We start from the raw sequence: 18,197 nt of genomic DNA, 5'->3' as shown, positions 1-18,197 counted from the left end.
GGGTCCTACTCGGTGGCCTTCGCCAGCTTCAGCGCGTAGTCCGCCCACCACTCGCCGGCCTTGGGGCCGCCCTTGCACTCGCCGTCCGACTCCCCCGGCCGCTTGACCCACAGATAGGCGTCGACGAGCGGATCCGCGGTCTTCGTCGTCGGGGTCTCGCCCAGCGCGCGGCCGGGCGGGTTGCACCAGTTCTCGTCGGCCTCGCCCTCGGTGTACGGGCCGTTGCCGTTGCGGCTGGTGTCGATGACGAAGGGCTTGCCGCCGACCTTCTCCGAGAGCTGCTTGCCGTAGGCGATGGAGTCCTTGGTCGAGTAGAAGTTGGAGACGTTGACCGAGAAGCCGTCCGCCGCCTCGATGCCCGCCCACTGGAGGGGCTCGAAGATCTGGTCGGGGTGGCCCCAGCCCGCGTTGCCCGCGTCCACGTACACCTTGGTGTTCTTCAGTGCCTTGAGCTCGCCGATGGCGCCCTTGAGGAGGTCGTAGCGCTCCTCGTGGAACTCCTCCGGGGTGCACTGGTTGACCAGGTGCAGCACCGCGTCCGGCTCCAGGATCACCGTGGCGGGCCGGTCCCCGATGCCCTTGGCGACCCCCTCGATCCAGGTCCGGTAGGCGTTGCCGTCGGCGGCGCCGCCCTGCGAGAACTGGCCGCAGTCGCGGTGCGGGATGTTGTAGAGGACCAGGATCGCGTCCCGGTCGGCCTTCTCGGCGGCCTCGGTGAAGCCGCGTGCCTCCTGCTCCGGGTTCTCCGGGCCGATCCACTCGCCCGTCGGCTGCTGGGCGATCTTGCGGATCTGCTCGGCGTCGTCGTCCTTGCCCGCCTTCACGTAGGTGGCGACCTGTGCCGCCGCGTTCCCGTCCGGGTTCACCCAGAACGGGTCGGAGTCCTTGGGCTGTTGTGTGACCTTGGCACCGGAGCCGTCGTTCTCGTCGCCGTCGCCCCCCGAGGAGAAACACCCCGCGAGCAGCAGTGCCGCCCCTGCCATCACCACGGACGCCCGTGCCCCGGCCTGCCTGCTGCCGTACATCCAACTCCCCCTCGGGTGCACTGTCCGAAGGGTCAATCCTGACATAGGTCCCGCCTCGCCCACGAGGTCACCCGACCCTTGGTGGAGAGCTGTTACAGCCCCGGGCGCACGGGTGCGTCGGGCCTGGGACGGGAAGCGGGGATCAACGGAATCGGGGTAGGTCACACGCACCCGACTACCCGGGAAACGCTCCTCGCATCAGCTCTGGACGGTTACGGCACGGAACGGCTGGTCGCGACGGCGGTGATCGACCGCTCGGTGCACGAGGAGGAGTTGCGCGGGGGGGGGGCTGGGAGGGGGCTAGGAGGGGACTGGGAGGGGGCCGGGCGGTTGGCCCTCGCAGCACCCGGGAAGGCGCTGCCGGGGCGGGTCTCACCTGCGTGGATCGCGCGCAGGTCGAGCTGTCGACTTCACGTCAAAGAGACCCTAGGCCGGAGCGCTGATCCCCTCTAGAGTTGCCTCGAACGGCCCCAGCCCCCGGCCGGTCCACCGGGTTCGCGATGTCGCCGCGACATCAGCGGAACTGCCCCCTACCTCCCGCGACGGACGCCGGGCTACTCCCGCAGCCCGTGCGCGCGCGGTCGAGGACCAGCCCGGTCGGTGGCTCCCCGGGGGGAGCGGGTCGCCGACCGGGCCAGGTGCCCGGCAGCCGCTCCGCGGCGCGGTCAGAGTCCGCTTCCCGTGAGGTACGCCGAGACGATCACGTTCGCCGTGTAGGTGCGGCTCGCCGCGTCGAAGGTGCCTCCGCAGGTGATGAGCCGCAGCTCGGCCCGGCCCGACTGCCTGGATCCGTAGGCCTGTTGGGCGTCGAAGTCGTCGCGGGAGAGGACTCGCACGTCGTCCACGGTGAACTCGGCGACCGTCCCGTCCTCGCGGATCACCCGCACGGTCTCGCCGGGCCGTACGGTGCTGAGCTTGTAGAAGACCGCGGGCCTGGTCTCGGTGTCGACATGCCCCACGAGCAGCGCGGTACCGGCCGCCCCGGGTTTCGTGCCGGCGCCGTACCAGCCGACCACACCCGGCTGGTCGAGGGGCGGCGGGTCGATCGCGCCCTGCGGATCGAGGCCACGGGCCACGACGGGCGCTTGCACCCCCATGGCGGGGATGTCGACGCGCTGCGGTCTGGCGTCCCCCAACGGCCGCCTCGCGGGCGGCAGTCGTATCCCGGGCGGACGTCCCACCGCGGCCATGTCGCCGGTGGTCGGCGACGAGGTCCCCGGCCGTACGTCCGTCACCTCACGGCCCCACAGCCAGAGTCCGAGCAGCAGTACCGCCCAGGCGGCGCCCGTCATCAGGCGCCCGGCGGCCGAGGAGTGCTCCTCCGCGGACATGTCAGTCGCGGGCGTCGCCGTGCCGGCTCCGGCGGGCACTGCGTACCGCGACGGCCACGGCCGCCACGCTCGCGAGGACGAGGCCGACCACCGCGTGCCAGGTGCCGGGGCCGGTCTGCCGGGCGTCCACCAGGGCGAGCTGCGTCGCGGCTCCCCCGCCGCCGGCCTGCACGGGTGCGACCGGCGAGGCGGGCGCGGCGGAGGGGCGGGCGCTGCCGCCGTGGGCGGCCCCGACGGTCACCGTGCCCTTGATCCGGTCGTCGTGGCCGTCGCAGCTGACCCTGATGTCGTAGGTGCCGGGTTCGAGCGAGCTGGGCACCCGGGTCTCGCCGGCGAGTGCGCCGTGCTCGCCGGTGAGCCGCGCGTCCGCGACGAACGCGTCCGATTTCGCGGTCCCCGTCCGTCCCTCGCAGCCCTTAACCCGCAGCTGGATGTCGCCGCCGGGGGCCGGGGAGCCGGGCGTCACCCGGACGCCCGAGTCGGCCGCGTGGGCGACCGGAGCGAACGTGGCCGCCACCGCCGCACCGGCACAGAGAGTGATTCGCAGTGAGCGCATCGTGAACCTCCAGATACCTGGAGACTGCTCCCGAGGACGCCGGGGCGCATCTCCAGAGGCGTACGACTGCTCCGTTCGGGTTGCGAATGGTTTAGCGCCCGGTGCGGGCGGCGGCTCAGACGCGGTCGACGAGATCCGCGATGGAGTCCACGATCGTCGAGGGGCGGTAGGGGTACTGCTCGATCTCGGCGGGCGTGGTCAGCCCCGTGAGCACCAGGAACGTCTCCATGCCTGCCTCGAGACCGGCCAGCACGTCGGTGTCCATCCGGTCGCCGATCATCGCGCTGGTCTCCGAGTGCGCCCCGATGGCGTTCAGGCCGGTCCGCATCATCAGCGGGTTCGGCTTGCCCGCGAAGTACGGCTGCTTGCCGGTCGCCTTGGTGATCAGCGCGGCGACCGCTCCGGTGGCGGGCAGCGGACCCTCCGTGGACGGGCCGGTCTCGTCCGGGTTGGTGGCGATGAAACGGGCGCCGCCCTTGATCAGCCGGACCGCCTTGGTCATGGCCTCGAACGAGTACGTACGGGTTTCCCCGAGGACCACGTAGTCGGGGTCGTGGTCGGTGAGCACGTAGCCGATGTCGTGCAGCGCCGTGGTCAGGCCCGCCTCGCCGATGACGTACGCGGTGCCGCCGGGCCGCTGGTCCTCCAGGAACCTGGCGGTGGCCAGGGCGGAGGTCCAGATGTTGTCGACGGGCACGTCCAGACCCATGCGCTGGAGCCTGGCGTGCAGGTCACGGGCGGTGTAGATCGAGTTGTTGGTGAGCACCAGGAAGGGCTTTCCGGACTCCCGCAGCCTCTTGATGAAGGCGTCGGCGCCGGGGATCGGCACGCCCTCGTGGATGAGCACACCGTCCATGTCGGTGAGCCACGACTCGATGGGCTTGCGCTCTGACATGTGCTGGGTCTCCTGCCGTCCTGTGGCGTACGTACGCACTCGATCCGGGGGCGCCGGAACGGCGCTGTGCCGACGCCCCCACCCTAGTCAGGCCCGCGCGGCACCGGCCTGGTCAGGCCGGTTTCACCGACACTCCGTCGATCACCCAGTACCAGTTGTTGCCGCCGGTGTAGCGGAACCGGACCCGGGCCGTCCTGGCGCCGGCCGGCACCTGGAGGGTCACCGTCTCCACGCGGGAGGACGTGTCGGAGGTGTACGTCCGCACGGCGACCGGCGTCGCGCCGTCGTAGGAGACGAGTACCTCGCCCTTCTGCGGGGACTCCTGGCGGTAGTAGGTGGTGTACGTGAGAGTGGCGGCGGCGCCCGCGGTGACCGGATAGGCGGGGCTGACCAGGGTGGAGTCGAAGGTGCCCGAGAAGGTCTTGTCCTGCCACTCGTCACCGTCGGCGACCGCGAAGACGTTGCGGGCCCGGACGTTGCTCTCACGGTTCTGGTCGGCCTGCGCCTTCGTCCAGAACTCGTCCGTGGTGAAGGACCAGCCGCGCCACTCGGTGACGCCGCCCGTGCCCATCGCGGAGTTGTCGACCGACCAGCCGTTCGGCGGGGTGTGGGTGAATCCGAGCACCGTCGCGCCGATGCCGGTCTCGTCGACGCGGGTGGCGAGCTGGGGACGCAGCGCGTCGAAGTCGTCCGGGGCGGGCTGCTGCACGGGCCGTCCGTCGAGTCCCCAGGCGGGGTCGACGGCGACGCCGAGGTGCGCGAGGGCGGAGGCGGCGACGTCCGGCATCTTGACGTCGTGGCGCACCGAGCCGGCGGCGAGCGTCGGGCCGGTGGCGATCAGGAAGGTCTGCCGCTCGGGCCAGCTGGAGCCGCCGTGGCCGCCCGCGTCGGTGTGTCCGTGGTCGGCGGTGATCATGATCAGCCAGTCCTCGGAGGCGTACGTGGCACGGGACCTGACGGCGGCGACCATCTGTCCGACCTGGGTGTCGACGCCGTGGATGGCGTCCAGGTACTGCTGACTGGCGGCGCCGTAGCTGTGGCCCGCGTGGTCGACGTTGTCGAGCTGGACGAAGACCGCGGCGGGGTCGGCGTCGCGCAGCCGGGCGACGGCGCGCGAGGTGGTGCCGGTGTCGTACTCGGCGCTCGGGGTGGACACGCGGGTGTCGACCTTCGCGGAGAACACGGTGTCCGTCAGGGGCGCCCAGGAGGAGACGGCGTAGGTCGACAGGGACGGCTTCGCGGTCTCGATCCGGGTGAGGAAGTCCGGGTACTGGGCGAACTTCTGGCCGGTGAAGCTGTTGTCCTTCACGTTGTGCTTGTCGGGCCAGACACCGGTGATGAGCGTGGACCAGCCGGGGCCCGAGAGGGTCGGGGCGAGCGGGTTGGCGTAGACGCTGCTGGGCGCGGTGAGACCCGCGGCCATCAGGGCGTCGAGACTGGGCGCGTCGGCGTCCTTGACACGGCTCAGCAGGGTGCCGTCGAGGCCGATGACGAGGACCTTGGGCGTCCTGGCGGCGGCTCGGGCGACGGACGCGAGCGGGCCGGCGGCGAGGGCGAGACCGGCCGCGGAGGCGAGCAGGGAGCGACGGGACATGCGTGACGACACGTGATCCTCCGGGAGGGGGACGAGGGTGTGGAGCACGGATGGAGCAGCGAGGGGTGACGCGGTCGGGCACGGCGACGCCCCCGGCGGTTCGGGTCCAGGGGCGTCGCGGGTGGTGGGGGTGGTGCGGGTGGCGGGGGTGGTACGGGTGGGCAGTTCGGCTGCCGGTGGTTCAGCTGCCGGTCGTTCGGCTGCCGGTGGGTCAACTGCCGATCGTTCAGCTGCCGGTGGTTCAGCTGCCGGTGGCGGACTTCCAGTCCTCAACGTACGTGGTGAGGTTCTTGTCGATGTCCGCCCAGTCGGGCTCGAAGACCTCGACGCCGTCCATGAGCTTGGTGAGGGCGATGGCGTTGGCGTCGGTGGCCTTGATGTCCTTGCGGGCGGAGAAGCCGCCGCCGATCTCGCTGACCTGCTGCTGGGCCTTGGCGGTCAGCATGTAGTCGAGGAGCTTCCTGCCGTTCTCGGTGTGCGGGGCCTTGGTGACGAGGCCGGCGGCGTACGGGAGCGCGAAGGTGGTCGGCTTGCCCGCGCCGTCGGTGGCCTTGTCGGTGGCCTGGGGGAACCAGATGCCGAGGTTCGGCATGTCCTTGGACTGCGCGTAGTTCATCTGGACGTCGCCGTTGGCGACCAGCAGTTCGCCCTTGTCGACCTTGGGGGCGAGCTTGCCGGTGGAGGCGGACGGGCCGACGTTGTTCGTCTGGAGCTTCTTCAGGTACTCCAGCGCCGCGTCCTTGCCGCCGAAGTCGTGGATCGCCTTGATGAGTACGGCGGTTCCGTCACCGGCGACGCCGGGCGTCGAGTACTGGAGCTTGTTCTCGTACGTGCCGTCGAGCAGTTCCTCCCACGTCGTGGGCGCCTGGCTCAGCTCCTTCTTGTTGTAGACGAAGCCGAAGTAGTTGTTGACGACGGAGGTCCAGGTGGCGTCGGCTGCCTTGTCGGCGCCGTCGACCTGGTCGGAGCCCTCGGGCGCGTACTTCTGGAGCAGTCCCTTGCCGTCGGCCTGCTGGATGAACGGCGGGAGGGTGACGAGGACGTCGGCCTGCGGGTTGGTCTTCTCGCGGACGGCCCGCTGGACCATCTCGCCCGAGCCGCCCTCGACGTACTTGACCTCGATCCCGGTCTCCTTCTCGAAGTCCTTGAAGACCTGGTCGTACCAGCCGTCGCCGTTCTCGCCCTTGAGTCCGTCCGCGCTGTAGACGGTGACGACCTTGGCGTCGGAGGCCGCGGAGTCGCCCCCGCAGGCGGTGAGGGTGGAGGCGAGAGCGAGTACGCCGACGACGGCGGTGACCGGCCTGAGGTGCTTGTTTCTGGGCATGGCGAGGTGAACTCCTTGCGTGAGCGGTGCTTTTGAGGGTTACGACGGGTGGAGCGGATCAGCGGTAGGAGGCCCTGGTGCGGATCCGGGAGACGGCGAACAGCACGAGCACCGTCGCCGTCATGAGGACCACGGCGAGAGCGGAACCGGTGAACAGGGCGCCGCGGTCGGTGGCCGCGTAGATCTGGACGGGAAGCGGGGTCCAGTCCGGTGGGTAGAGCATCATCGTGGCGCTCAACTCGCCCATGGACAGGGCGAAGCAGAGGCCCGCGGCGGCGGTCAGCGAGGGCAGCAGCAGCGGCAGCCGCACCCGCCACAGCACGTAGGAGGGCCGGGCGCCGAGGGAGGCGGCGGCCTGTTCGTACGCCGGGTCGAGCCGTGTGACGGCGGCCGACACCGACTGGTGGGCGAACGCCGTGACAAGAACGGCGTGCGCGAGGACGACGATCCACCGGGTGCCGTTGAGCAGCATCGGCGGCTTGGAGAAGGCGACCAGGATCGCGAGCCCGACGACGACGGAGGGCACCGCGACCGGCAGCATGAACAGCGCGTCCAGCAGCCGCTTGCCGCGCTTCTTCAGGGCGTGCCCGGCGAGCGCCGCCCAGGTGCCGACGACGAGCGCGAGCACGCTCGCGGTGATTGCGGTGACCAGGCTGGTGGTGAGGGCCCGGAGGGATTCGCCGCGGGTGGCGGCGGAGTAGTGCCCGGTGGTGAAGCCGGACGGGAACGCGCTCGACCAGTTCGTGGCGAACGACGCGGCGAGGACGACGAGCAGCGGCAGGGCGAACAGGGGCAGGAAGAGGACGAAGAAGACGGCCCAGGTGGCCCACTTCCCCTTGCGGCTATGCACCAGCACGGCGGCTCACCACCCGGTAGAGGCCGTAGAGCCCCACGGAGATCAGGACGTTGACGACGGCGACGACACACGCTCCCGGATAGTCGGACTCCAGGATCGCCTTGCTGTAGACGAGCATCGGCAGGGTGGTGACCCCTTTCGCCCCGGTGAACAGGACGATGCCGAACTCGTTCAGGCACAGCACGAGTACGAGGGCACCGCCGGCGGCGAGCGCGGGCAGCGCCTCGGGCAGGATGACCTGCCGCACGATCCGGGCGGGCCGCGCGCCGAGGGAGGACGCCACCTCCAGCTGACCGGTGTCGATGCCGGAGAAGGCGGCGAGCAGCGGCCGCATCACGAACGGGGTGAAGTACGTGATCTCCGCGAGGAGCACTCCCCAGGGCGTGGTGAGGAACTGGAAGGGTCCCTCGGCCGCTCCGGTGGCGTCCGTCCACAGGCCGTTGGCCATGCCGACGGTGCCGTAGACGAACAGCAGCGCGAGCGTGATCAGGAAGGACGGGAAGGACAGGAAGACGTCGATGAACCTGGCGACGGCCTTCCCGCCCGGGAACGGCACGAAGGCGATGACCAGGGCGAGGACGAATCCGAGGACCAGGCATCCGACGGTGGACCCGACCGCCAGCCACACCGTGGTACCGAGCGCTTCCCGGAACGCCGCCGAGGCGAACACGTCCCCGTACGCCCGCGCCGACGTCCCCCCGCTGTCCGGCCGAAACGACTGCTGGACGACCAGAGCGAGCGGATAGAGAAACACAAGCCCGAGGACGGCGACGGGGGGCAGGGCCCAGAGGGGGGCGCTGGACCATCGCCGGGGGTGATGATGAGACGCCGCCGACGCCGCCGACTCCGGCTGGCCTGGCTGGCCCGGCTGGCCAGACTGATCCGGCTGATCCGGCTGATCCGGCTGATCCGGCTGATCCGGCTGATCCGGCTGATCCGGCTGATCCGGCTGACCCCGCTGTGGGCAATCGTTCCGCAGGGCGGAACGGGTGGGCACAGCCACCGGCGCCGGGTCACCTGTCGTCGGAGGTTCGCTGGACCTAGCCATCGGTCACCCCGCCGGCGAGCAGTACCGCGTCCTCGGAGGCGAAGTGCAGCTCCACCGACTCCCCCGCAGCCGGCGGCGTCCGCGACTCGCGGAGATCAGCCATCACCCGGTGGCCCCCCACATCGACGTACAGCCGATGGGTGGCCCCCCGCCACTGCACCTCGGCGACGGTCCCGCCGAGGGAGTTCGGCCCCGCCCCGAGTCCGACGAGATGCGGGCGTATGCACAGCGTGGCGGACGCCCCCCGGGCGGCACCCCCGGTCGGGATCCTGAGCTCGGTCCCGGCGAGGGACACCGTGCCGGAACCCACCGTCACCGGCAGCAGGTTGGCGTTGCCCACGAACGACGCCGTGAACTCGGTGCGCGGCGCCCGGTAAAGCTCCTGGGGCGTGCCGACGTCCTGGAGCCGGGCCTTGTCCATGACGGCGATCCGGTCGGCCAGGGTCAGCGCCTCGACCTGGTCGTGGGTGACGTACAGGATCGACACCTCGGGCAACTCACGGTGCAGCCGGGCGAGTTCGCCGAGCATCCCGGAGCGCAGCTGCGCGTCGAGCGCGGACAGCGGCTCGTCGAGCAGGAGGACGCCGGGCCGGATGGCGAGCGCCCGCGCGATGGCGACCCGTTGCTGCTGCCCGCCGGACAGTTCGCGCGGGTAGCGCCGCGCGAACGCCCCCATCCCGGTCATCTCCAGCGCCTCGGCGACCCGCCCGCGGATCTCCCCCTTGGGCGCCTTCCGCGCCCTGAGCCCGAAGGCGACGTTGTCCTCGACCCGCATGTGCGGGAAGAGGGCGTACTGCTGGACGACCATGCCGATCCCGCGCCGGTGCGGCGGCAGGTCCGTGATGTCGCGGTCGCCGATGAACACCCGCCCGGAGTCGGGCCGTACGAACCCGGCGACGGCGCGCAGGGCGGTCGTCTTGCCGGATCCGGAGGGCCCGAGGAGCGCCATCACCTCGCCGGGCTCGACGGTGAGGCCGAGCGAGTCGAGGACCGTGGTCCCGCCGTACGCGACCGACACGTTCTCGAAGCGGACACCGCCGCTCATGACCCGAATTCCCTGAGCAGGGACGGGAGTTCGGCGACGGATCCGAGGACCGCGGTGGCACCCGCGGCCCGCAACGCCGTGTCCCCGTGCGCCCCGGTGAGGACACCGGCGACGACCCCGGCCCCGGCACGTACGCCGCTGAGCATGTCGTACGAGGTGTCGCCGGCCACCGCGACCTGTCGCAGGCCGTCGGCGGCCCGGGTCCGCAGGAACGCCTCCAGCACCATGTCGGGGTACGGGCGCCCGCGGCCCCCCGCGTCGGCGGGGCACAGGGTGAGCGGCACCAGGTCCCGCCAGCCCAGGGCGTCGAGGATCGCGTCCTGGGTGACGCGGGCGAACCCGGTGGTGAGCACGACCGTCCGCCCGGCGGCGGTGAGTTCCTCGATGGCCTCGCGCGCGCCGTCGACCGGTGCGATGAGCCCGTCGTCGACGAGTTCCCCGTACGCCTTCTCGAAGGCGGAGTTGGCCCGCTGGGCGAGTGTCTCCTCACCGAACAGGTGCCGGAAGACGGAGATCTTGGACTCGCCCATGGTGGCGCGGACGTAGTCGAGCTTCTCCGCGTGGTCGGCGGAGCCGGGCTCGACGCCGAGTTCCCCGGCGGCCGTCGCGAAGGCCCGCTCGACGAGTCCGCCGTCGGCGACGGTGGTTCCCGCCATGTCGAGCACCACAAGTCGTATGTCGTTCAACTCGGTTCACCATCCCAGCTTGTCGGCGGTGGTCTCTGCGATCGCGGGCGAGCAGGTCATGCCGCGCCCGCCGGGCCCGGTGACCAGCCACACCCCGTCCCGTACGCGCTGGCGGTGCACGACCCGGCTCGGATCGGTGCACTGCGCGTACACCCCGGCCCAGCGCCGCCGGATCTTCGGCAGCGGGCGTCCGAGGAAGGACTCGACGACGCCGGTCAGGTGGTCGTAGGGCTCCTCGACGGTGTCGAAGGCGAAGGGGTGCTCGTACTCGTGGGTGTCGCCGATGGTCAGCCCACCGTCCGCGCGCTGCACCATGAGCAGCTGCATCCGGTGGGCGGCGGCGGTCTCGGCCTGCGGCTGACCGGAGTTGAGCCGGTCCAGGGCCTCGCCGCGGTAGGCCGGGTAGTAGCGGAAGCTGTCCGCGTCGGCGACCGAGGTGGTGAGCGGCTCGCCGAGCGGCTCGGTCTGCATCATCTGCAACCGCACCCGCCGCACGGGCAGTTCGGGCCCGGCCAACTCCCGTACGAGACCGCCGAGCCAGGCCCCCGTGCACAGCACGACCACGTCGCCGCGGTGCACGTCTCCGTGGTCGTCACGGACCGCGTGCTCACCGACGACGTCGCGGACCTCGCGACCCGGCAGGAAGGTGTAGCGCGAGGACTTCAGCAGCTCGGCTCTCAGGGCGAGTTGGGCGACGCGCGGTTCGACGGCCGCGTCGCGCTCGCAGTACAGGGCGGCGTCGTACGTGCCCCGCAGGGCCGGGTTCACGGCGCGCGCCTCGCCCGCCGTCAGCAGCTTGTAGCCGCGGGCGGCGGCGTCCGGGCGGGCCAGGGCCTCCTCGGCGACGGCGAGTTCACGCTCGCCGCGTACGGGGGTCAGCGACCCGTTCGCCCGGAAGCCGATCCCCGGGACGCGGGCCCCGATCGACTCCCACAACTCCCTTGCCCGCAGGGCGGTTTCGAGCTCCTCTCCTCCGGCGCGACCACTCACCCAGATCTGTCCGAAGTTGCGCAGCGAGGCCCCGCGGGCCTCCGCCTCACGCTCGATCTGCACGACCTCGTGGCCGCGCTCCACTGCGTGCCAGGCATGCAGGGTGCCCACCACGCCGGCTCCGACAACTATCACTCTCACAACGGCAACGCTCCTCGGAAGGGGGGAATCGAAAGGGACGGCACAGCATCCGAATGGTGAACTGCCTATCACATTTGGGCTAGACCCGTTACCTGTACGTTATAAAGAACGGGCGGACCGCAGCCCACCCGCGTCCGAACTATCCGAACTGTTCGGATAGTTTGGATAGTTCAGATTGTTCGGAAAGAAGGGGTCAGCCGCCGAGATGGGCGGTGAAGGAGAACCGGTCTCCCCGGTACAGGGTCCGCACGCGCTCCAGCGGCTCGCCCGCCGTGTCCCGCGAGACCCGGTGGATCAGCAGCATCGGAAGCGCGGGCGGCGTACCGATGAGCAGCGCCTCGCGCGGGGTGGCCAGCACCGTCTCGATGCGCTCGTCGGCGTCACCGAACGCGATGCCGAGCCGCTCGTGGAGGTAGGCGTAGAAGGACGAGTCGGGGGTGAAGTCGCGGTCGAGGTGGGGTACGCGCGCCACGGCGACGTAGGTGCTCTCAAGGCCCACCCGCTCGTCGTCGGCGAGCAGCACGCGCTCCATGTGCCAGACCGGTTCGCCGCGCGTCAGGCCGGCCTCGGCCGCGAGGGACTCGGGGCAGGGGAAGCGGTCGAGGCTGATCAGCGTACGACCGGGGGTGCGCCCCTGCCGCCGTACGCCCTCGGTGTAGCTGGCCAGCGACAGCGGCTGCTCCAGCTTCGGACCCGCGACCACCGTGCCGCGCCCCTGCCGCCGCACCTTCCCCTCCAGCAACAGCTCCCGCAGCGCCTGCCGCACGGTCTCCCGCGCGACCTCGTACGTCTCCGCGAGATCCCGCTCCGGCGGCAGCGGCTCTCCCTCCCCCAACTCCTCGATGAGCAGGGCGATGTGCGCCTTCACCGCGTAGTACTTCGGGATGCGGCCGTGCTCCGGGATACCGGAGCGCACGGGGGCGCCGGGGGCCTGGTCGTTCGGGTAGTCCACGGGGTCGATCGTCGCAGACGGGGGGAGTGGGGGCGGGCGCCAGGTGTGGAGGGCTACAGAGACACCGGAGGGGGTGGACTCCGCGCGTCACCCGCCGAGCCGTGTCGGCCGGAACCCGGCGCGCACCCGGGACCTCACCGCCGTACCCGTACCCGTGCCCGCGCCCGTGCCCGCCGGGACGCGACGAGGAGGACGACGCCGGTGCCGGACAGCAGAGCACCCGCTGCCAGGCCGAGCCCGCGCGAGGCGCGCGGACCGGTGCTCGCCAGTTCGTCGGCGGCCGGCGCCGCCCCCTCTTCCTCCCCTACGACACCGCCGTCGCCGCCCACACCACCGGTGCCGGCGCCCCCGGTGCTCGCGCCGCCCGCGTCCTCGCCGGCACCTTCCCGGTCCCGCTCCCCGTCTCCCCTGCCCTCGGCCTCACCCGTGCCCTCCGCCTCGCTCTCACCCTCGTCCTCTGCCTCGCCCTCGTCCGCGTCCTCGTCCGCGATGCGGAACCGGTAGTCGTTCGACTCCCCCACCCAGTCGCCGTCGTCGTCGTGCCGCTGTACGACGGCCGCGTTGGCGACGACGTCGTTCGGGACGGCGGCGTCGGAGGTGACGGAGAGACGGACCTTCACGGTGAGCGTCCGCCCGGGTCCCACGGTGAACCCCGGGAAACCGTCGAACGCCCCCACGTTCTCGTCCTCGTCGGTCTTCTCGAACTCGACGGGATGAGGCGCCTCAGTGCCGCCCTGCTCGGCACCGGCACCCTCGTAGAACTCCAGCCGCGCCTGCTCGGGCCGCAACGCCCGCTTCTCGTCCACCAGGACGACGACCGGGTGGATGCCCTGGCAGGTCTGCGCGGTGGTGTTGGTGAGGTCGATGTACCAGGTCCCGAAGCCGCCCCCGACGTCGTAGCGGGCGGGACCGCCGTGGATCCGGGTCTCCACCGGGAAGGCGCGGCTCTCGGTGGCGGCACAGATGGGGCTCGGCTCCGCCCGTGCCGTACCCGGCGTGGCGAGCGTGAGCGGGAGGGCGGCGGCCGCAGCTGTCACGGAGAGGGGCAGGGACGTGCGCAGTCTCAATCGCGTTCGCATTCGCGTTCGCATTCGCATGAGGAGCCTTTGCCGATCGGGAGCGTAAGCGGTACCGGGCAGCGGCCCGCGACCCTGTCACGCATCCCCCGCCCGCCCCACGCCGCCACGCCGCCGAGCAACCCGTTCGGCGGCACCACTCCCCTCGCCCGGCGGAGGCGCTCTAGCCCGTACGAAGCCGCCGAACGCGCCGGTCAGTCGGTGTCGGTGGCCGCCAGCACCGCGACCCGCGTCCCGGTGGGATCGAGCACGGCGAAAGCCACGTCCGAGGTGTCGTGGTGGAACCAGTCCGTGAACGCCGTGAACCGCAGCCACCGATGGTCAGCGGCAGACCGCGCCGCCTCCCGTCACCAGTCACCCGCTCACCCGTCCCCGCGGCCGAACAACGGCCCCAGCAGCAACTGGGCGGCCCCCTCCGCCACACCCCGCGCCCCGCCGGGAGCGACCCGCACGGGGACCGGCGTGTCCGCGCCCTCTCGCCGGGCCCGCTCCTCCAGTACGGCGCCGACACCTCGTACGAAGGTCTCCTCATGGGCCGCGATCGTGCGGCCGCCCAGGAGCACGAGGTCGATGTCCAGCAGCCCCACGAGGTTCGCCGCGCCCACGCCCAGTACCCGTGCGGCCTCGGGCATCGCGCCGTCGGCGACCGCGCCCAGGCAGAGCACCTCGACGCACCCCCGGTCGCCGCAGCCGCACAGGGGGCCGTCGAGCTGGATGACCTGGTGTCCGAACTCGCCCGCGCCCGTACGCGCGCCACGGTGGACGGCGCCGCCGATGACGAGGCCGGCGCCCAGGCCCGTACCCAGGTGCAGATAGGCGAAGGAGCCGTTGCCCGCGGCGGGGTCCAGGGCATCGCCCGCCGCCAGTCCCAGCGCGGCTGCGTTCGTGTCCTTGTCCACCACTACGGGCAGCCCCAGCCGTCCCGCCAGAGCGTCCCGCAGCGGAAATCCGTCCCACTCGGGGAACCCGGTGACCCGGTGCAGCATCCCTCGTACGTGATCGAGCGGGCCCGGGACAGCGACTCCCACCCCCAGCACGGAGCCCACGCCCGGCACGGAGCCCCCGCCCAGTACGGAGCCCGCCCCGGTGAGCAGCGCCGCGACCTCCGTGGCCGCGACCTCGACCACCGCGTCCGCGCCGCGTCCCAGATCGAGGGGGGCCCGCCGTACCGCCACGACCGCTCCGGTGAGATCGCAGAGCACGGCTGTCAGTTCGTCGCGGTCGAGGTGCAGGCCGACCGCGTGTCCGGCCCCCGGGACGAGCCGCAGCACCGTGCGTGGTTTGCCGCCCGTGGATGCTCGACGGCCCGCCTCCGCCAGCAGACCGTCCGCGCGCAGCCGTGCGGTGATCTTGCTGACGGCCTGCGGGGTGAGCGCGGTCCGTTCGGCGAGTTCGAGACGGCTGATACCGGTCCGACCCGCGGTACGCAGCAGGTCGAGCACGAGCGCGGCGTTGTGGCTGCGGGGGGCGCGGAGGTTCACTCCGGCGCGGGCTGTGGTTCGGTCGCGGGTGGGCTGGTCGCCGGTGACCCGCTCAGGGGTGGCCCGGTCGCCCGTGGCCTCGACGCCCGGGGCCTCGCCCGGGGGCTGCTCGTCGCCCGGGGCCTGCTCGACGCCTGGGGCCACGCCGCTCGTGAGCCCGCCGCCTGTGGCCGCGCCACTCGTCACTGCTCTGCCTGTCACGGCTCGGCCCGTCACCGCGTCGCCCGCCCGCGGGTCACCTGCCGTCGCGGCCCTCACCGACTCCGCGTCGGGCACCGCGCCCGGCACCCGCTCACCACATGCACCCGGCGAACCCGTACCCGACCCCGACCTTGCCCCCGGCCCCGTCCCCGATCCCGATCCCGCATCGATCCTGTTCACGTACGCCATTGTCCTCCGCGCTTGCACTTTGGCAACAGCGTTGCGAAAGTGGACGTATGACTGGCACAGGTTCTGAACCCGGCGCGCCCGCCGCCTCCGCAGCCCCCGGCACCCCGGGCGGCCCCCTCCGCGTGGCCCTCGTCGGCTACGGCCTGGCGGGCTCCGTCTTCCACGCCCCCCTGATCGCGGCGACCGAGGGCCTGGCCCTCGACACGGTCGTCACCTCGAACCCGGAGCGGCAGGAGCAGGCCCGCGCCGAGTTCGGCGACGGGCTGCGCTTCGCCGCCACCCCCGACGACCTCTGGGCCCGCGCCGACGAGCTGGACCTGGTCGTCATCGCCTCGCCGAACAAGACGCATGTCGCGATCGCGACCGCCGCCCTCAAGGCGGGCCTCCCCGTGGTCGTCGACAAGCCCCTCGCCGGTACGGCGGCGGAGGCCCGCGAGCTGGCCGCCCTGGCCGACGAACGCGGCCTGCTCCTCTCCGTCTTCCAGAACCGCCGCTGGGACAACGACTTCCTGACCCTGCGCAAGCTCATCGCCGAGGGCGAACTGGGCGACGTGTGGCGCTTCGAGTCCCGCTTCGAGCGCTGGCGCCCGCAGCCCAAGGGAGGCTGGCGCGAGTCCGGCGACCCGGCAGAGATCGGAGGTCTCCTCTACGACCTCGGCAGCCACGTCGTCGACCAGGCACTGGTCCTCTTCGGCCCCGCGACCTCGGTGTACGCGGAGTCGGACATCCGTCGCGCGGGGGCCGCGACGGACGACGACACGTTCTTCGCGATCACGCACGAGAGCGGCGTCCGCTCCCACCTCTACGTGTCGGCGACCACCGCCCAACTCGGCCCGCGTTTCCGGGTGCTGGGCTCGCAGGCCGGCTACGTGAAGTACGGCCTCGACCCCCAGGAGGCGGCCCTGCGCGACGGAAAGCGTCCCACCGACACCGACGAGGAGTGGGGCGTCGAGCCCGAGTCCCTGTGGGGCCGGGTGGGCGCCGGGGAGTCTCCGCTCACGGGCGGCGGCCGGCCCGAGCCCACGGTTCCGGGCGCCTACCCCGCGTACTACGCGGCCATCGCCGCCGCCCTGCGCGACGGCGGCCTCAACCCGGTCACCGCGCACGAGGCCGCGGCCGCCCTCGACGTCCTGGAGGCGGGCCGCCGCTCGGCCCGCGACGGAGTGGTGGTGTCCCTGTGAACGCCCCCACGATTCCCGAACTGGAGGAGCAGGAGCGCCGGTTGACGCTGGCGCACTTCACCTACGACGACGCGTGGGCGCTCGGCACCCTGCTGGTGGACATGGCCCGCGAGCAGGCCGCGCCCGTCGCCATCGACATCCGCCGCGGCGGCCAGCAGCTCTTCCACGCCGCACTGCCCGGTTCAACACCGGACAACGACGCCTGGATCGACCGCAAGCGCCGGGTCGTCGAACGCTACGGCTCCTCGTCCTACCTCGTAGGCTCCCGCTTCCGCGCCAAGGGCACCACCTTCGAGGAGTCCTCCCGCCTCGACCCCGACACCTACGCGGCCCACGGCGGCGCGTTCCCGATCACCGTCGAGGGAGCGGGAGTCGTCGGCACCGTCGTCGTCTCCGGCCTCCCCCAGATCGAGGACCACGCCATGGTCGTAGCAGCCCTGGAACACTTCATCGCAGGCTGACCCCACAAGAAACGCGAACACCCGCGCCCCGCAAGGGGCGCGGGGAACTGTGCGACCAGCCACAGCCGACCGTCAGCCAAAAACCAACGGCCGAAGGCAGACGCTGAAGCCACGCGGCACGCGGCTGGGCGGCACGCGGCTGGGCGGCACGCGGCTGGGCGGCACGCGGCTGGGCGGTGCCGTCGACACCGGACGACGGCACCGCCCAGCAACCCGCGCAACCCCACCAAACCAAGCGGAGCGCCTACGCGTTCTTGAGTTCCTGTCGCTGCCGCCCGAGCCCCTCGATCTCCAGCTCCACCACGTCCCCGGCCCGCAGGTACGGCTTGGGCTCCGGCGCCCCCATGGCAACCCCCGCCGGCGTACCGGTGTTGATGACATCGCCCGGATACAGCGTCATGAACTGGCTTACGTACCGCACCACTTCGGCGACGGGGAAGATCTGCTCGGCGGTCGTCCCGTTCTGCTTGAGCTCACCGTTGACCCAGAGCTTCAGCGTCAGGTTCTGCGGGTCCGGCACCTCGTCCGCGGTCACCAGCCAGGGACCGAGCGGGTTGAACGTCTCGCAGTTCTTGCCCTTGTCCCAGGTCCCGCCGCGCTCGATCTGGAACTCGCGCTCGGAGACGTCGTGCGCCACCGCGTACCCGGCGACGTGCGCGAGCGCCTCCTCGTGCGACACCAGATAGCGTGCCGTGCGGCCGATCACGATCGCGAGCTCGACCTCCCAGTCGGTCTTCACGGACCCGCGCGGCACGAGCACGGTGTCGTTCGGACCGATCACCGTGTCCGCCGCCTTGAAGAAGACGACCGGCTCACCCGGCGGCTCGGCCCCGGTCTCGCGGGCGTGGTCGTGGTAGTTCAGCCCGATGCACACGACCTTGCCGATCCGGGCGAGCGGCGGCCCGACCCGCAGCCCGGCCCCGTCCAGCTCGGGCAACTCCCCCGCCTCCGCGGCGGTCCGGATCCGGCCGAGCGCCCCGGCATCGGCGAGCAGCGCCCCGTCGATGTCCGTGACGACACCCGACAGGTCCCGCAGGGTCCCCTCGGCGTCGAGCAGCGCGGGCCGCTCCGATCCCGCCGTACCGACTCGCAGCAGCTTCATGATGAGCATCTCCCTCGATCTCGGGCGGCCGTCCGACGGGTGCAGCCATCGGATGACTGGTCG

General features: G+C 71.9%; 16 protein-coding genes and 2 pseudogenes. 2 read left to right on the top strand and 16 right to left on the bottom strand.

Annotated features, from left to right (window positions below; all coding sequences use genetic code 11):
• Positions 1–5: 5 nt before the first annotated feature.
• The 15 genes and pseudogenes from ACIP79_RS16665 to ACIP79_RS16595 all read right to left on the bottom strand — a co-directional run bounded on the left by ACIP79_RS16665 (position 6) and on the right by ACIP79_RS16595 (position 15,201).
• A complete protein-coding gene (locus tag ACIP79_RS16665; protein WP_401223768.1) occupies positions 6–1,025 on the bottom strand; it encodes a glycoside hydrolase family 6 protein in 1,020 nt (339 codons plus the stop codon).
• Positions 1,026–1,690: 665 nt separating this feature from the next.
• Positions 1,691–2,356, bottom strand: coding sequence for a class F sortase (locus ACIP79_RS16660; RefSeq protein WP_401223766.1), 666 nt, complete (start codon positions 2,354–2,356; stop codon positions 1,691–1,693).
• A 1-nt stretch (position 2,357) separates the two neighbouring features.
• On the bottom strand, positions 2,358–2,912 hold the full coding sequence (locus ACIP79_RS16655) for a hypothetical protein (protein WP_401223763.1): 555 nt from the start codon (positions 2,910–2,912) through the stop codon (positions 2,358–2,360).
• Positions 2,913–3,027: 115 nt separating this feature from the next.
• Positions 3,028–3,807 carry an HAD-IIA family hydrolase gene (locus ACIP79_RS16650; protein ID WP_383677656.1) on the bottom strand — a complete coding sequence of 260 codons (780 nt, stop codon included), beginning with the start codon at positions 3,805–3,807 and terminating at the stop codon, positions 3,028–3,030.
• Positions 3,808–3,919: 112 nt separating this feature from the next.
• Positions 3,920–5,401, bottom strand: coding sequence for an alkaline phosphatase family protein (locus ACIP79_RS16645; RefSeq protein WP_401223760.1), 1,482 nt, complete (start codon positions 5,399–5,401; stop codon positions 3,920–3,922).
• Positions 5,402–5,642: 241 nt separating this feature from the next.
• Complete coding sequence (locus ACIP79_RS16640; RefSeq protein ID WP_401223757.1) at positions 5,643–6,725, bottom strand: 2-aminoethylphosphonate ABC transporter substrate-binding protein; 1,083 nt, start codon at positions 6,723–6,725, stop codon at positions 5,643–5,645.
• Positions 6,726–6,783: 58 nt separating this feature from the next.
• Positions 6,784–7,581: an ABC transporter permease gene (locus tag ACIP79_RS16635; RefSeq protein WP_401223754.1), complete on the bottom strand. Its 798-nt coding sequence runs from the start codon at positions 7,579–7,581 to the stop codon at positions 6,784–6,786.
• Positions 7,568–8,371: pseudogene (locus tag ACIP79_RS16630) on the bottom strand (2-aminoethylphosphonate ABC transporter permease subunit); the annotation flags it as partial. The gene ACIP79_RS16635 and the pseudogene ACIP79_RS16630, both read right to left, overlap by 14 nt.
• 250 nt (positions 8,372–8,621) lie before the next feature.
• Positions 8,622–9,674 carry an ABC transporter ATP-binding protein gene (locus ACIP79_RS16625; RefSeq protein WP_401223751.1) on the bottom strand — a complete coding sequence of 351 codons (1,053 nt, stop codon included), beginning with the start codon at positions 9,672–9,674 and terminating at the stop codon, positions 8,622–8,624.
• Positions 9,671–10,360 carry an HAD family hydrolase gene (locus ACIP79_RS16620; RefSeq protein WP_401223748.1) on the bottom strand — a complete coding sequence of 230 codons (690 nt, stop codon included), beginning with the start codon at positions 10,358–10,360 and terminating at the stop codon, positions 9,671–9,673. The genes ACIP79_RS16625 and ACIP79_RS16620 overlap by 4 nt, the downstream gene beginning before the upstream one ends.
• Before the next feature lie 6 nt (positions 10,361–10,366).
• Positions 10,367–11,491 carry a TIGR03364 family FAD-dependent oxidoreductase gene (locus tag ACIP79_RS16615; RefSeq protein ID WP_401223745.1) on the bottom strand — a complete coding sequence of 375 codons (1,125 nt, stop codon included), beginning with the start codon at positions 11,489–11,491 and terminating at the stop codon, positions 10,367–10,369.
• A 193-nt stretch (positions 11,492–11,684) separates the two neighbouring features.
• Positions 11,685–12,443, bottom strand: a complete 759-nt coding sequence (locus ACIP79_RS16610; RefSeq protein WP_401223742.1) for a GntR family transcriptional regulator — start codon at positions 12,441–12,443, stop codon at positions 11,685–11,687.
• Positions 12,444–12,577: 134 nt separating this feature from the next.
• Positions 12,578–13,522, bottom strand: coding sequence for a hypothetical protein (locus tag ACIP79_RS16605; RefSeq protein ID WP_401223739.1), 945 nt, complete (start codon positions 13,520–13,522; stop codon positions 12,578–12,580).
• 191 nt (positions 13,523–13,713) lie between these two features.
• A pseudogene (locus ACIP79_RS16600) lies at positions 13,714–13,851 on the bottom strand (DUF6183 family protein); the annotation flags it as partial.
• Positions 13,852–13,881: 30 nt separating this feature from the next.
• Complete coding sequence (locus ACIP79_RS16595) at positions 13,882–15,201, bottom strand: ROK family protein (RefSeq protein ID WP_401223737.1); 1,320 nt, start codon at positions 15,199–15,201, stop codon at positions 13,882–13,884.
• 236 nt (positions 15,202–15,437) lie between these two features.
• Here ACIP79_RS16595 and ACIP79_RS16590 point away from each other — a divergent pair, with 236 nt between their 5' ends.
• Entirely contained in the window at positions 15,438–16,571 is a 1,134-nt protein-coding gene (locus tag ACIP79_RS16590; protein ID WP_401223735.1) for a Gfo/Idh/MocA family oxidoreductase, read from the top strand.
• A complete protein-coding gene (locus ACIP79_RS16585) occupies positions 16,568–17,032 on the top strand; it encodes a heme-degrading domain-containing protein (protein WP_401223733.1) in 465 nt (154 codons plus the stop codon). Before ACIP79_RS16590 ends, ACIP79_RS16585 begins: the two co-directional genes overlap by 4 nt.
• Positions 17,033–17,276: 244 nt before the next feature.
• Here the strand turns inward: ACIP79_RS16585 and ACIP79_RS16580 are convergent, their stop codons facing one another.
• Complete coding sequence (locus ACIP79_RS16580; protein ID WP_401223731.1) at positions 17,277–18,134, bottom strand: fumarylacetoacetate hydrolase family protein; 858 nt, start codon at positions 18,132–18,134, stop codon at positions 17,277–17,279.
• Positions 18,135–18,197 lie beyond the last annotated feature (63 nt).

Origin of the sequence: Streptomyces sp. NPDC088747, from assembly GCF_044751025.1 — a bacterium.
GTDB lineage: Bacteria > Actinomycetota > Actinomycetes > Streptomycetales > Streptomycetaceae > Streptomyces.
The sequence above is the reverse complement of the archived record's forward strand: the minus strand, read 5'-3'. Positions and strand labels throughout refer to the sequence as shown.